Raw genomic sequence first — 14,725 nt, 5'->3', positions numbered from 1 at the left:
GCTCCGAGTTCATCAACGACTACCTGCTGGAGTACTGCCACGCCCGGCAGATCACCTTCACCCGTTCCCGGCCGGGAAACAAGAACGATGGGGCCTACGTGGAACAGAAGAACTGGGCCCGGGTCCGGGAACTCGTGGGCTACTACCGTTACGACACCGCCGCGGAACTGGAGAAACTCAACGCCATCTGGGAACTCGATGCGCTCTTCACGAACTACCTGCTGCCCCAGCAGAAGCTGCTTTCCAAGGAACGCCATGGGGCCAAAGTTTTCAAAAAACATGATGCCGCACTCACACCGCATCAACGCGCCGCCCGGCATCCGAACATCCGGAAGCAGCCAGTGATCAGCATGAATGCCCAATTCAAACGCCTCAAACCGGCGGCACTATCCCGGCAGATCCTGGCCCTGACCGGACAGCTTGAAGCTCTCAGCCAGACCAAAGCTGCTCCCCGCGACTACAAGGTCAACACCTGGTTCAACTCGTACCCGAAGCGGACCTTTTCCAGTGAGGCAACGAAGTAGTCTTCCCGGACCTATTGACGTGAGGCAACAGGCCCCCTCCCCGAACGGTTTGCGCAGGCGCCGGCCATGGGGAGGCCAGCATGGGCAGGGCTGCCCATCGACGCCGTCTCAGCAGCCGGGGTAGGTTTTAGGCAATGGATCTTCCGGATGAGCCGGGAGGCCGAGGGGGATGCCGACTGGTTCGGATCCACGATTCTATGAGGAGAAACTGATGGCTATTTGGGGTGCAGACGTTCAGCAGCTTCGTCAGCTGGGCAGCAAGCTTCAGGCGGGCGCAAGCGAGATCGACAACCAGAAGTCGAATCTCAACAGCCTTCTCAACAGCACCGACTGGAAGGGACCGGACGCGGACAAGTTCCGCGACGAATGGTCCGGTACCCACACCACCATGCTGACCAAGGTGGCCGACGCTCTCAGGGAAGCCGGCAACAAGGCCAAGCGCAACGCCGAGCAGCAGGAGCAGGCCTCCAACTGATCCCTGCGGCTGCGCAAGCTCCGCAAGGCAGGCCCGGACACCTATGGGTGTCCGGGCCCGCTGCGTTTAAAGCCTGGGAGTCCCGGTGGCTGCCCGCCTGAGGAAGGCCTCGGCACCTAAGGGACGGGCTCGACGTCGTTGGCGTGTTCCAGCGGTGACGCCGCCCCGGGCAGTTCCCGGCCGTGCGGCTCCTCCCCGCCCGCTGTGCCGCCGGCAGCCGGCCCCCGCAGCTCATCGAGCCGGACCAGGACCACGCCGCCCACGATCAGGACGCCGCCCAAGAGTTGGATGGCCCCCGGGAGTTCACCGAGCAGCAGCCACGCCCAGACCACGGCGAAGAGGACCTCGGTCAGCGACACGAAGGACGCCACCTTGGAACCCAGCGCCCGTGCGGCCATGATGCCGGAGACGTAGGCCAGCACCGTCGCCAGGACCACGAGCCCCGCCAGCGGCACCCACCAGGGCGTGATCCAGGGTCCGAGTCTGGTGTCGGCAGCGCTGAATGCCATGGGCAGCAGGCCGGTGGCGGCAGCAAGCCACATCACGGCGGCACCTACGAACAGCCCGCCCGAGGCCAGCACGATCGGCGGCAGTGTGTCATTTTCCTTCGCGGTGATGAAGAAGTAGATGGCAAGGCACACGGCGGCGGCCATTCCCCAAAGGACGCCAACAACATCGATCTTGACCGCTCCGGTCAGGTCAAGGACCAGGACCAGGCCGGCCAGGGACAGCAACGTCCCGCCGAAGGTCAGCAGCCGCGGCCGTCTGCGGCTGGCGGCCCACAGCCAGAGCACAATGATCACCGGGGCGAGGTATTCGAGCAGCAGCGCCACGCCTACCGACAGCCTTGCGACGGCATTGAAATAGAAGAGCTGGCAGGCCGCCACGCCGATCAGCCCGAACAGCCCGATGGTCACCCAGTTGTCCCGCAGCTGGTGCCAGCGGCCCCGGAGGGCGGGTATGGCGGGCACGGCGAGGATCAGGGCTGCACCGGTAAGCCGGGCCGTGACGGCCGCCCCGGGGCTCCACCCCGCTTCCAGCAGCGCCTTGGCGAAGGACCCGGAAAGTCCAAAGACAGCGGAGGAGAACAGAGCAATGCCCAGGCCGGAGGCGAGGAAGCTGCGCCGGGCTGCGGGCAGACGGCCGGGCGCGCGGCGTGCAGCGGACATGGGTCGCCTCCTGTCAGGAGTAAAGTGGGTTTATGGTCATGACAGTACGGGACAGCACTGTAAGGAGTCAAGATGGTTTTTGCCCCTGACACTGAGGTGGCCCTGCGGACCGTGGTGAACCTCGTCAATTCAGCTGCGAACGGGAGTGAGGGCCTTGCCAGCCAGGCGGATCTGGACCGCTTCCTGGCGGCCGAGGGCTTCAGCGGGTCCCGCACCAGGGACGGGGATGAACTCGAAAGCGTCCGCCGCTTGCGCCGCGAGCTTTCCGAGCTGTGGACGGCGGATGAAGACGCCGCGGTGGAAACCATAAACCGCCTGCTGCGCGAGGCCCGCGCACTGCCCCAACTGGTCAAGCACGACGCCTGGGACTGGCACCTGCACGCCACCACGCCGGAAGCTCCGCTGGTGTACAGGATGAGCACGGAGGCTGCGATGGCCCTGGCGGATGTTATCCGCGGCAAGGAGATGGACCGGATGCGGACCTGCGAGGCGGAGGATTGTGATGCCGCAGTCCTGGACCTCAGTCGGAACAGGTCAAAGCGCTACTGCGATACCGGCAACTGCGCCAACCGTGCGCACGTCGCCGCCTACCGGGCACGGCAGGCGGCCACCGGCTAGTGGCTGTCCCGGGTTTCCGTACCGTCAGCCGGCGCGGGCGGGTCCTGCGGGCCTGGAGCCGAGCCGGAGCCGTGGGACGGCCTGCGTGCTGAACTGAGATTCACGCCGGATCCCTTGCCCAGGTGCTCGGCATTCTCCTTGTGGCTCATGGAGAGCATTGCGGCCACAACCAAAGTGACAATGAAGGCGATGCCGGCCGCAGTGAAGGCCAGGTCAAACCGGGGGGCGCGTGCGCTGCCGCCGGAGGCGAAGACCACTACGGCAAGGAAAGCCACCACCGCCCAGAACGCGGAGAACATCAGCGGGCCCTTCACCGAGGTCCGCACCTTGCGCGGTTTTCCTGGATGCTGGTCTGCCACGGTGATTCCTCCCTGCAGGCGGCACGCAGGCCGGCCTGGTTTAAGTGTTGCGGTGTTTTGCCCGGCAATATTTCTACAAGAAGTAGAACCGCGCTTTCCTAGTTTACGGCTTTCCGGCGGCGCTGCGGGCATCGTGCCGCAGGGTCAGGGCTGAGAGGACCCACAGGACTCCCGAGATGATCGCTCCTCCGCCCGCCACTCCCAGCAATGCGTGGGCGCCCAACCCGATGAAGAACGGCAGGAGTGCCGCGGTGCCCAGGCCAACGACTCCGGAGGTGATCCAGTCGCGGGCCAGGACATGGCTGCCACGGAGCTTCAACCCGCAGGCCAGCTCCAGCGCCCCCGCCAGGCCCAGGCCCACGGCAGCAACCACACCAAACAGCAGGTCGCCATGCAGGACCACCAGGGAAAATCCCGAGCCGGCCATGACCGCACCGGCGGCCGCCAGCATCTTGCCCGGCGCGGCACCCTGGGGAAGCCCCGTGGCGGGAACACTCCTGAGCATCAGCACTCCGGTGGCCAGAAGGTACAGCCCGCCGGCCCACCCCATGACCTCAACGGAGGGCGCCGCCCAGAAAATGGTGAGGGCACCAAACACCAGGGCTGCCGCAGAGCGGAGCAGGACCGGCTGCCAGAGCTCGGGCCTGGCGTCGGTTCCGGGAGTGGTGCCTGCAGGGGTCCTTGGTTGCGTCACCGGTCCAGTTTAGTAGCGGTGCGCCGCCGGCCGAACTTTCCCCCATTCCGGCCGGAGCTTACGCGGAACCGAGCACCATCCACCGGCCTGACCGGGCGCGGAGGCCGAGCGTCATTGCGCGGGCCGCCATGTAGCCCAGGGCAAAGGCTGCCCACAGCCAGCCCAGGCCAGCGCCGCCCGGAACTCCCAGCAGCGCAACGGCCGCGAGCATCGGCACGTAGGCGGCGAGATTCACCACGCCCGCCAGGGCAAGGTACTTCGCGTCCCCGGCTCCTATCAGCACGCCGTCCAGCACAAAGACGTAGCCGGCGAGGGGTTGGCCCGCGGCGAGGACCCACAGGGCCAGGGCCAGCACCCTCTGCACCTCAGGATCGGAGGTGAACAGGGCTCCGGCCCACGGAGCCGCCAGCGCAAGGAGCAGGCCCGTCACCGCGCCGAATCCAAGGCCCCACCGGACCATGGTTCCGGTCAAAAGCCGCGCTTTGACGGCATTCGAGGCTCCCAACTCCTTGCCGATCAGGGCCTGGGCGGCAATGGCCAGCGCGTCCAGGGCAAAGGCGAGGAAGGAAAAGATGGTCATTGCCAACTGGTGGGCGGCAAGGTTGGCTGTGCCTTGGGCTGTGGCCACGAGGACCGTTGCCAGGATGGCGATCCTTAGGGTCAGGGTGCGCAGCATCAGCCAGGACCCCACGCGGGCCATGCTGCGGATGCCCCGCCAGCTGGGGAGGAGTCCCACGCCGTTGCGTAGGGCATTCCGCCTGACGATGGCCAGGTAGACGCCGGCCATGGCCCATTGCGCCACGCTTGTGCCCACCGCGGAGCCTGCCACCGACCAGCCCAGACCGTACACAAGCCACAGGTTCAGGATGATGTTCAGGGTGAACCCGGCAGTGGCCACCAGAAGCGGCGTCCGGGTGTCCTGAAGTCCGCGGAGGAGGCCTGTTCCGGCAAAGATCAGCAGCATGGCCACCAGCCCGGGCATGGACCAGCGAAGGTAATCGACGGCGAAGGCGCGAACCTCGCCTTCCGCGCCCAGGAGTCCAATCAGGGGATCCGCCGCCAGGAAACCGGCAACGGCGAGGAGCACGCCGAGCAGCAGTGCCAGCCACACGCCGTCGCGCCCGGCTGCCAGGGCCTTCCCAAGCTGGCCGTCGCCGATGGCCCTGGCCACTGCGGGTGTGGTGGAGTAGGCCAGGAAAACCATCAGGCCCACCGCGGTATGCAGCACGGCCGAGGCCAGCCCCACTCCAGCCAACTGTGCCACGCCCAGATGGCCGATAATCGCGGAATCGGCAAGCAGGAACAGCGGTTCTGCCACGAGCGCCCCGAACGCCGGCACGGCCAGCCGGAGGATTTCGCGGGCCTGCCCCTTGCGCGGTGCAGCGGTAGCAGGGGCAGGTAGGTAGGGCACGATGCCAGCCTAATCGGCTGGCCGCAGGCAGACAGCCTCACATGACAAGGGACACATTGTGACGTAAATAGTTGACTCTTCAACTATTTCTCAGGGACACTGGAGCCATGAACCAGTCACGACTCACCACGACCGCCATTACCGCCCTCCGGATTGTCCTGGGCTTCCTTTTTGCAGCGCACGGCTGGCAGAAGTTCAACGAATGGACCATCGCGGGCACACAGGCCTCGTTCGCCAAGATGGGCGTTCCGGCAGCGGAAATAGCCGCCCCGGCCGTTGCCATCCTGGAACTTGCCGGCGGCATCGCGCTGATCCTGGGCATACTTACCCGCGTGGCGGCTGCACTCCTGGCACTGGACATGCTGGGCGCCCTTTTCCTGGTCCACGCACCGGCCGGCGTTTTTGCCGCCAACGGCGGGTATGAACTGGTGCTGCTCCTCGCCGCCGCAGCCTTCGCCCTGGCCCTGACCGGCGCCGGCCGCGCCTCAGTGGACCGCGCCCTCTTCGGCCGCAGCAACTCAAAGCTTGCCATTCTGGCCTGACCCTGCACCGCCGGCTCAGCCCGGAAACCGCGACGGCGGATGGGCACCCGGGTGCGCATCCGCCGTCGGCCGTTAACTTGCCCAGCCCGCCGCCGGAACCGCCGGATCGCCGGAAGACTGCAGGCTCGCCGTTCCGGAACGGCGAAGCGGGGGCTTTCCGGCGATTCCGCCGCCGATGGTCCTTCGAACAGTCCGCATCCTGCTCACAATCCCGAACATTCAGCACCACAAAGTCACGGGAAAGTTGGGAAAACGCTTGCCACGCATGCTCCCCGACTGATAGACCATTGAGTGCCGCAGCGAGAGCTGCGTCACCCTTCCAGGTCTCAGCCCTTTCCGAGTCATCACCCGGAACCCTTCGCGGTTTTCCCGCAGGACGCCTCCCGCGCGTCTTTGAATCGTTCCAATCCTGGGCCTGCCTTGCCATTGCTCATCGAAGGAGATGTTCGTGAACAAACCCCCGCAAGTGACCCCGGTTCCCCAGGAGGGGCCGCCGCCCCGCCGCAGGCTGCCGGCAGGAGCAAAAGCCGTCACCGCCGCGGTGGCCTCAGCCGCCATCGCCTTCACAGGGCTCCCGGCCGTTCAGGCCGACACTGCCCTCCCGGCAGTGGGAAGCGGCTTCAAGTTCGACTTCGGACCCGGAGTAACGGCAGACGGCTATACTCACGTGGACGCCGCGACCCCGTACTCCGCCGCCGGAAAATTCGGCTTCACGGACACGGCAGTCACCTCCGGAGTTGACCGGGGCACGGGAGACCCCCTGCGGTCTGACTTTGTGCAGGTCCAGGGAAGCTCCTTCCTGGTGGACCTGCCCAATGGCGACTACACCGTCAAGCTCATTGCCGGCGACGCCGCCGAGGCCACGAACATCGCCATCACCGCCGAGAAAATGGCCAAGGTCCAGGTTACGGATAAACCGGCCAGCCAGTACCTGGAAATGGAATTCCCCATCTCCCTGGTGGACGGACAGCTCAACCTCGATTTCAGCGGCACGGCGGCCAAAATCAACTCCCTGGTCATCGCCGCACGGGCACCGCGGACCGCCACCACCGACCCCGGCGTCTACCTCGCCGGCGACTCCACCGTCCAGACCTACGATCCCGGGTACGTGCCCCAGGCGGGCTGGGGACAAATGATCGACCGCTACTTTGACAGCAGTGTCTCTTTTAAGAACCATGCCATCGGCGGCCGGAGCTCCAAGAACTTCATCACCCAGGGACGGCTGGACGAGATCCTCCGCGTCATCAACCCGGGCGACTACCTGATGGTCCAGTTCGGCCACAACGACGCCACCATCGGCGTGGATGACCGCTACGCCTCCCCCACCGATTACAAGGAGTACCTCCGCACGTACGTCAACGGTGCCCGGCAGCGCGGTGCAACGCCCGTGCTGGTGACCCCCGTGGGGCGCCGGGACTACGACGAAGCCACCGGCAAGTTCCGCGTCAGCTTTCCGGAATACGTGGCCAAGATGCAGGAACTCGCTGCCGAGGAAAACGTGGCCCTGGTGGACTTGTCCGCCTCGAGCCGCGCCTACTATGACCAGATCGGCCCTGAGGACACCAAATCCGTCTTCCTCCACGTTGATGCCGGCGTGTATCCCAACCGCCCAACCGGGACCGTGGACAACACCCACTTCCAGGAATACGGGGCCATCCAGATTGCCCGGCTCGTGGCGGGCGGCGTGAAGCAGCTCAGCGTCCCGCTGGCCTCCCGAGTGAAGGAAATCGCGCCGCCGTCGTCCGTTCCCGCCAAGCCGCAGGGACTGGTTGCCGGAAGCGTCTCCAATGCCGGGGCACTGTTAAAGTGGCAGCCCGTTGAAGGGGCTGACATCTACAAGGTGTACCGCAAGCTCGCTTCCGAACCGGACAGTGCCTACAAACTGACCACCACGGCAACGGTTCCCACAGCCAACCTCACCGGACTCGCAGAAGGCACCGCTTACAGCGTCCGGGTGGCGGCCATGAACGGCAGGGGACTCTCCGAGCCAAGCGACGCACTCGCCGTCACCACCAAGAAGGCCAAATACAAGTTCGATTTTGGCCCCGTGGGAGCTCCGCTCGAGGCGGGCTACACCGAAGTCAACCGGACCATGGGCTACACTGCCGAGCGCGGCTTTGGGTTCAAGGACATCTCGGTACTCGCCGACAGGGACCGGGGCGCGGTGACCAGCAACCTGCTGCGGGATTTCGTGCTCAGCGGCTCCAGCTTCGAGTTCCAGCTGGACGTCCCCAACGGCACTTACGCGCTGAAGACCTACCACAGCGACTGGATCGGCTCTACCCGGACAGACGTCGCCGCCGAGGGCACGCCCTACGGCCAGGTGTCCTCCGGCAGGGAATCCTCCGCCACCAAGATCATCAGCCAGGTACTGGTGTCCGACGGCCAGCTGAACCTGGCCATCAGCGGCTCCGGCCAGCGGCTCAACGGCCTGGAGGTCACCCCGCTGCTGGTGGGACCCACCAACCTGCACACCACCGCCGTCGATGCCGCAGCCGAACCGCCAACCGTGGACCTCGCTTGGGATGCCGTGGCGGACGCGGCCAGCTACAAGGTGTTCCGCCAGGCCTCCTTTGAGACCGAACCGCAGCTGATCGCCGGGGATGTGACAGCAGCGTCCTTCACGGACGCCACAGCCTTCGCCGGCCTCAAATACAAGTACTTCGTCACGGCATTGGACAGCACCGGACTCGAGTCGGTTCCGTCCAACACGGTGGAGACCGCCCTGGTTGACCCCAACACTCCAGCGCCCGCCGCCACCGGCAAGGTGGACATCAAGGCCGTGGAGAAAACAAGCGTCACGCTCAAGTGGCAGAAGGTTTCCGACGCTGCCGCCTACCTCGTCTACCGGTCCACCTCTCCCGACGGCCCCTTCGGGTACGTGGGACGTGCCACCGAGGTTAACTACACCGACTACACGGTCCTGACCACCATCAAGTACTACTACCGGGTCACCACGGTGAACAAGGGCGGCGAATCTGCTCCCTCCCCCGTGATTGGAACTGAAAAGGTCACGGTGGTGAACCGGCAGATGGAAGACCTGGACCGCGCACCGGTGGCTCTGCTGACCGGCGAAGGCGTGCGGGTGGGCTGGCGCATGCTTGGCCTGGACCCTGAGCAGATCGGCTTCCATGTCATCCGCGACGGCGTCCAGCTCACCGAAGAGCCGATCCGCGACGGCGTCCAGCTCACCGAAGAGCCGATCCGCGGCAGCACCACTTTCCTGGACCCCTCCGGGACGGCTTCGTCCCGGTACGCCATCAAAACCGTGGGCAACGGCGGGGAGGAGCTCACCGCCGAGTTCGTGCCGCTGGCACAGAACTACCTGGCTGTGAAACTGGACAAGCCCGCCGATGACTACACCAAGGACGGCCAGCCCTACAGCTACTCCGCCGGTGACTCCAGCGTGGCGGACCTGGACGGCGACGGAACGTACGAGATCCTCCAGATGTGGTCCCCGTCCAACTCCAAAGACAACTCCCAGGGAGGCTACACAGGGCTGGTGTACGTTGACGCCTACCGCATGGACGGCACCAGGCTCTGGCGGATCAACATGGGACCGAACATTCGCGCCGGTGCCCACTACACCCAGCTGCTCGCCTATGATTTTGACGGCGACGGCAAGGCCGAAGTTGCCATGAAGACGGCGGACGGCACCCGGGACGCTGCCGGGACGGTGGTCGGCAACGCGGGGGCGGATTACCGCAACAGCAGCGGCTATGTACTGACGGGTCCGGAGTTCCTCACCGTCTTCCATGGAGCAACCGGCACCATCATGGATACCGTGGCCTACGACCCTCCCCGCGGTGACGTGGCAGCCTGGGGCGACGGCTACGGCAACCGCGTGGACCGTTTCCTCGGCGCCGTGGCGTACCTGGATGGGGAGCGCCCGTCCATGATGTTCAGCCGCGGCTATTACACGCGCACGGTGCTTGCCGCCTACGACTTGGTGGGCGGCAAGATCAGCAAGCGCTGGATGTTCGACTCTGACACCGCCGGTGCCCAGTACCGCAGCCAGGGCAACCACAACCTGTCCGTGGCGGACGTGGATGCCGACGGAAAGGACGAGTTCGTCTTCGGTTCCATGACCATCGACGATAACGGCAAGCCGCTCTACAACACCGGCCTCGGGCACGGTGACGCCATCCACACCAGCGATCTTGACCCGTCCCGCCCGGGCCTGGAGACATTCGCCGCCCACGAGGACATGGGGTCCAGCGGCAACAGGGGAGCCACCTTCCGGGATTCCCGCACCGGGGAGATCCTCTGGAGCATTCCTGCTGCCAAGGACACGGGACGCGCTGCGGCGGGTGACATTGATCCGCGGCATGCAGGGGCCGAGGGCTGGGCCATCGGCGGCGACGCTGCCTGGAACTCTCCGGTGGGCGAGCTGCGGTCCGCCAAGGGCCAGCTGATTGCCAACAGCATTCCTGCGGCCAACTTCCTGGCTTGGTGGGACGGCGACCTGTTGCGCGAGATCGTTGACCATGACTGGGATGCGGCCACCACCACGGGTACGCCCAGCATCGCCAAGTGGAACTGGGAAACGGAATCCAGCGACCGGCTGCTCACGGCCACCGGCGCGAAGTCCAACAACGGCACCAAGGGAACCCCGGCCATCCAGGCCGACCTCCTCGGTGACTGGCGGGAGGAAATTGCGTGGCCGTCGTCGGACAGCACGGAGCTGCGGATCTACACCACTACTGCCGGGACGGAGGTCCGGCTCCGGACGCTGATGCACGATCCTGTGTACCGGCTCTCGGTTGCCCGCGAGAACGTCTCGTACAACCAGCCGCCGCACCCGGGCTTCTATGTCGGTGAAGGCATGGAACTGCCAGCCCAGCCGGACATCGTTTACACCCGCGCAGGCTAGCTGCGTTCAGGCCGCAGGTGCGCTGCCCCGTCCGCCAAACCTGGCGGGCGGGGCAGCCGCGTTTGCCGGCGGTGTTCCCGCAACAGCTTTGTTGCGGGACCCGACCGGTGGGTAACCCCCGGCGTCAGTATGATCGCAGCATGACCGAGATCCGTGCCTCCAACTCAGTGACCCTCCGTTTCCTGGCCGCTCCCACAGACGTTGGCCACAGCGGCTCCGTGGACGCTGGCACCGTCCTGGAGTGGGTGGACAAGGCCGCCTATGCCGCAGCCGTGGGGTGGTCGAAGTCCTACTGCGTCACCGCGTACGTGGGAAACATCCACTTCGCCGATCCGGTCAACAGCGGTGACATGGTGGAGGTGGAGGCCACCATCGTCTACACCGGACGCTCTTCCATGCACATCCGCACGGTGGTTTCCTCCGGGGACCCCAAGGGCGGTCCGGCCACCATGCGAAGCCAGTGCATGGTGATTTTCGTGGCGGTGGGCGAGGGTGGAAAACCGGTCCCGGTGCAGCAGTTCGAGCCCGTCACCGCCGACGAGATCGAACAGCGGGACCATGCGCTGGCACGGATCAAGGTCCGCGAGCAGATCGTCGAAGCCATGAACCGGCAGGAATATACGGATGCAGGAACGGCCGAGCGGGTGACCCTGCGATTCATGGCAGCACCCACCGACGTGAACTGGGGCGGCAAGGTCCACGGCGGAATTGTCATGAAGTGGATCGACGAGGCGGCCTACGTATGCGCCTCCAGGTATTGCGGCATGGACACCGTCGCCGTCTTCTCCGGCGGGGTCCGTTTCTACCGTCCGCTGCTCATTGGCCACGTGGTGGAGGTGGAAGCGCGGCTGGTTTACACGGGGACCAAGGGCATGCACGTTGCGGTCCACGTCCGCTCGGGCGATCCGAAGAGCCGGGAGATGAACCTGACCACCTACTGCCTGACAGTGATGGTGGCCCGCGACGCCGATGGCAACTCCGTGCCCGTACCCCCTTGGGTGCCGGTCAGCGAAGAGGACAGAAGGCTGCACGCCCATGCCCGCGAGCTGCTTGAGATCAGGGGCACGGCACCGGGCAACCGCCTGCCCAACCACCTGCTGGGGCAGGGCTAAGTCCGGAGTCCCGGTGGCGGCAGGTCCTAGAAGCCGCCGCCTCCGGCGTCGGCCGCCATATTGGCGAACCGGGAGTAATGGCCCTGGAAGGCGACCACGATGTCTTTGGTGGGGCCGTTACGGTGTTTGGCCACCAGGATGTCAGCCTCTCCGGCGCGGGGTGATTCTTTGTCGTAGACGTCCTCACGGTGGAGCAGGATCACCATGTCGGCGTCCTGCTCGATGGAGCCCGATTCGCGGAGGTCGGAAACCATGGGCCGCTTGTCCTGGCGCTGCTCGGAACCGCGGTTGAGCTGGGACAGCGCGATCACGGGGACCTGGAGTTCCTTGGCCAGGAGCTTCAGTGCACGAGAGAACTCGGAGACCTCCTGCTGGCGGGACTCGACTTTTTTGCCGGAGCTCATGAGCTGCAGGTAGTCCAGGATCACCAGTTTGAGATCGTGCTGCTGCTTCAGGCGCCGGCACTTTGCCCGGATCTCCATCAGCGACATGTTGGGGCTGTCATCGATGAACAGCGGGGCATCATTCATCCGGCCCATGGTGGTGGCGATTTTGGACCATTGCTCGTCCTTGATGGTTCCCTTGCGGAGGTCCTGCAGTCCAATGGTTGCCTCTGCGGAGAGGAGGCGCATGGCGATCTCGTTCCTGCCCATTTCGAGCGAGAACATGACCGTGGCCAGGTTGTTCTTGATGGCGGCGGACCGGGCAAAGTCCAGGGCGAACGTGGACTTACCCACGGCCGGACGGGCTGCGATGACGATCATCTGGCCGGGGTGGAGCCCGTGGGTGAGCTCATCCAGCTCGTAGAAGCCGGTGGGCACGCCGGTCATGCCCTCCCCGCGGTGGCCGGACGCCTCGATTTCGTCCACCGTGGACTCCATGACGTCTTTGAGGACCACGTAGTCCTCCGCGGTACGCCGTTCTGCCACGGCATAGACCTCGGCCTGGGCCTGGTTCACCAGGTCCTCCACCTCGCCGTCCGAACCGTAGCCGAGCTGGACGATCTTGGTGCCCGCGTTTACGAGGCGCCTGAGCACGGCACGTTCAGCAACGATTTCCGCGTAGTACCCCGCGTTGGCGGCGGTGGGAACGGTCTGGATCAGCTCGTGCAGGTAGGCGGGGCCGCCGATCCTGTTGATCTCTGCGCGCTTGGTGAGCTCATCGGAGACAGTGACGGCGTCCGCGGGCTCGCCGCGGCCATAGAGGTCGATGATTGCCTCATAGATGGTTTCGTGTGCCGGGCGGTAGAAGTCCTGGCCGCGGAGGATTTCCACGACATCGGCGATGGCATCCTTGGACAGCATCATGCCGCCCAGCACCGATTGCTCGGCGGGGATGTCCTGCGGCGGCTTGCGGCTGGCGTCAGATCCGCGGGTTGTCTCGACCGGATCCAGATGCGCGATTGACAAAGCTGCCGTCCTCCATGTGAGCCGGCGCCTTGGTGGCACCGGTGGTTAACCGTCCTGCTAGGGCGTTGCCCGAAAACTGGGCTCCGCTACCTGTCCAGGTGTACCAGCGGGGTGTGACAATGCTGGGGATCCAGCGCTGCGGATGGGGAGTTCGAGAGTTATCCCCAGTATCCACAGGTTTTCCACAATGGGCCTCTTTTTAGGGTTCCAGAGGTTCTACGGCTGCTGTCATCGGCGTCCGTCCGGAACCGCAGGAGCCCTGAAAAACAGGTACCCCGCTACGCTAGTCCCCCGTGCCCCAGCGGCAAAGTCAACGGGCACCAGGCCCTGTGGAAAACCTGTGCACTAAGGGGCATAGCTTGTGCACAGCCTGTGGGAAAGACTGTGGACAGCAAAAAACTTTCGCGCCAAATGTCAGTCTGACCTGCGGAAACGTGGCTGACACCTTGTGGAGTAGATGTTTTTTCCAGATATTTTCATCCACAGCCTCTGATGGCGTGCACGGAGCAAAACCGCCCCGTCCGTGGCAGTGACGCACTTCATGTGCCTCCGCCGCGGGTGGTGCAGGCCCGGGTCAGGGAGTAGGTCGCGTGAGATGCGTGCGGTATGCGCAGAGGTGAATATTGCTGTGGATAAACCGGATCTGGCATAAGCTCTATACATGGGCGAACTGCTGCTGGTTCTGCTGCCGGCAATTGTGTTGGTGGCGCTCATTTGGGGGCTTGCCACGGCCCTCAGTCCGCGTGATTCGGGCCTGTCCGATGCCGAAAGGTACCAGCGTGACCTGGCCGAGCGTTCAGCGCAGCACTATGCGGCCCAGGTCCAGGCTGCCACGGCGGCCCGGGCACGCCTGGAGTCCATCACGCGGCCCAGTCAGAACACCCAGGCGATGCATTCAGATCTGGCCCCTGCCAGGAAGTACACAGAACGGCGTTAGAAAAAATGGAATCGCTTGTGGTCCCTGTCCTCATCCTCCTGGCCGTGGCTGCCGGAGTCATCCTGGTTGCCCGCGCCATCAGCAGGCGAAAGGCCACTGCCGCCGCCCAGCCGCCGGCGCCTGCACCCAACTCCGCCGATCTGGCCCGCACTGCCGCCGCCAAACTTTCCGAGGACGAACACCGGCGGCTCTATGCCCTGATCGCGCAGGGCCAGGCCATGGCCGCGATCAAGCTGTACTACGAAGTCAGCGGCGACGGCCTGCGCGCGTCACGCGACGCCGTGGGCGCGCTGGCAGCACATCCGCAGCCCTACCGGGGCGCGGAGGCGGCGCATGCCGAGGTTGAAGACGACGATGACGAGCCGCAGCGGTTCCCGTACCGCTACCGGGCCATCGCCAGCAAGGGCGACGTAACTCGCGAGGTCAGCAGCAACATGCTCAATGACGAAATCTATGGCCGGATACGCACCCTGGCCCGGAACGGTGACACAGAAGCTGCTGCAACGGCGCTCACGCGGCACTCCGATATCTCCATGAAGCAGGCGCGGGAATTCATCGAGCTGCTGGACGAGTAAGCCCTGCCGGACCCACCCCCCTGACCG

Annotated in this window: 12 protein-coding genes and 1 pseudogene; 8 read left to right on the top strand and 5 right to left on the bottom strand. The window is 65.3% G+C overall.

What is annotated here, in order from left to right:
• Window positions 1–524: pseudogene (locus ACIQF4_RS17465) on the top strand (integrase); the annotation flags it as partial.
• Window positions 525–735: 211 nt separating this feature from the next.
• Entirely contained in the window at window positions 736–999 is a 264-nt protein-coding gene (locus ACIQF4_RS17460) for a WXG100 family type VII secretion target (RefSeq protein ID WP_231454209.1), read from the top strand.
• 116 nt (window positions 1,000–1,115) lie between these two features.
• Here ACIQF4_RS17460 and ACIQF4_RS17455 read toward each other — a convergent pair whose 3' ends face one another.
• Window positions 1,116–2,168, bottom strand: coding sequence for an EamA family transporter (locus tag ACIQF4_RS17455; protein WP_400517577.1), 1,053 nt, complete (start codon window positions 2,166–2,168; stop codon window positions 1,116–1,118).
• Window positions 2,169–2,240: 72 nt separating this feature from the next.
• Here ACIQF4_RS17455 and ACIQF4_RS17450 point away from each other — a divergent pair, with 72 nt between their 5' ends.
• Window positions 2,241–2,786, top strand: a complete 546-nt coding sequence (locus ACIQF4_RS17450) for a CGNR zinc finger domain-containing protein (RefSeq protein WP_350003476.1) — start codon at window positions 2,241–2,243, stop codon at window positions 2,784–2,786.
• On the opposite strand, the gene ACIQF4_RS17445 is transcribed toward ACIQF4_RS17450, so the two are convergent.
• From ACIQF4_RS17445 to ACIQF4_RS17435, 3 genes are all read right to left on the bottom strand, one after another.
• Window positions 2,783–3,145: a hypothetical protein gene (locus ACIQF4_RS17445; RefSeq protein ID WP_400517579.1), complete on the bottom strand. Its 363-nt coding sequence runs from the start codon at window positions 3,143–3,145 to the stop codon at window positions 2,783–2,785. The two genes, ACIQF4_RS17450 and ACIQF4_RS17445, sit on opposite strands and share 4 nt — an antisense overlap.
• Before the next feature lie 103 nt (window positions 3,146–3,248).
• Window positions 3,249–3,839 (bottom strand): hypothetical protein, encoded by a 591-nt coding sequence (locus tag ACIQF4_RS17440; protein WP_350003472.1) that lies wholly within the window; start codon window positions 3,837–3,839, stop codon window positions 3,249–3,251.
• Between the two features lie 58 nt (window positions 3,840–3,897).
• Window positions 3,898–5,250 carry an MATE family efflux transporter gene (locus ACIQF4_RS17435; protein ID WP_400517581.1) on the bottom strand — a complete coding sequence of 451 codons (1,353 nt, stop codon included), beginning with the start codon at window positions 5,248–5,250 and terminating at the stop codon, window positions 3,898–3,900.
• 107 nt (window positions 5,251–5,357) lie between these two features.
• Between ACIQF4_RS17435 and ACIQF4_RS17430 the strand changes: the two genes are divergently transcribed.
• The 3 genes from ACIQF4_RS17430 to ACIQF4_RS17420 all read left to right on the top strand — a co-directional run bounded on the left by ACIQF4_RS17430 (window position 5,358) and on the right by ACIQF4_RS17420 (window position 11,777).
• On the top strand, window positions 5,358–5,792 hold the full coding sequence (locus ACIQF4_RS17430; RefSeq protein WP_350003469.1) for a DoxX family protein: 435 nt from the start codon (window positions 5,358–5,360) through the stop codon (window positions 5,790–5,792).
• 448 nt (window positions 5,793–6,240) lie between these two features.
• The gene (locus ACIQF4_RS17425; RefSeq protein ID WP_400580006.1) at window positions 6,241–10,665 is read left to right on the top strand and encodes an SGNH/GDSL hydrolase family protein; all 4,425 of its coding nucleotides are present in this window, start codon (window positions 6,241–6,243) and stop codon (window positions 10,663–10,665) included.
• Window positions 10,666–10,805: 140 nt separating this feature from the next.
• A complete protein-coding gene (locus tag ACIQF4_RS17420) occupies window positions 10,806–11,777 on the top strand; it encodes an acyl-CoA thioesterase (RefSeq protein WP_350003466.1) in 972 nt (323 codons plus the stop codon).
• 26 nt (window positions 11,778–11,803) lie between these two features.
• Here ACIQF4_RS17420 and dnaB read toward each other — a convergent pair whose 3' ends face one another.
• On the bottom strand, window positions 11,804–13,186 hold the full coding sequence (gene dnaB, locus ACIQF4_RS17415; protein WP_013602891.1) for a replicative DNA helicase: 1,383 nt from the start codon (window positions 13,184–13,186) through the stop codon (window positions 11,804–11,806).
• Between the two features lie 661 nt (window positions 13,187–13,847).
• On the opposite strand from dnaB, the gene ACIQF4_RS17410 reads away from it, so the two are divergent.
• Both ACIQF4_RS17410 and ACIQF4_RS17405 read left to right on the top strand, forming a co-directional pair.
• A complete protein-coding gene (locus tag ACIQF4_RS17410; protein WP_350003464.1) occupies window positions 13,848–14,123 on the top strand; it encodes a hypothetical protein in 276 nt (91 codons plus the stop codon).
• Between the two features lie 5 nt (window positions 14,124–14,128).
• The gene (locus ACIQF4_RS17405) at window positions 14,129–14,698 is read left to right on the top strand and encodes a hypothetical protein (RefSeq protein ID WP_350003462.1); all 570 of its coding nucleotides are present in this window, start codon (window positions 14,129–14,131) and stop codon (window positions 14,696–14,698) included.
• The last annotated feature ends 27 nt before the right edge of the window (window positions 14,699–14,725 follow it).

This window comes from Pseudarthrobacter sp. NPDC092202 (assembly GCF_044755505.1).
Lineage (GTDB): Bacteria > Actinomycetota > Actinomycetes > Actinomycetales > Micrococcaceae > Arthrobacter.
The sequence above is the reverse complement of the archived record's forward strand: the minus strand, read 5'-3'. Positions and strand labels throughout refer to the sequence as shown.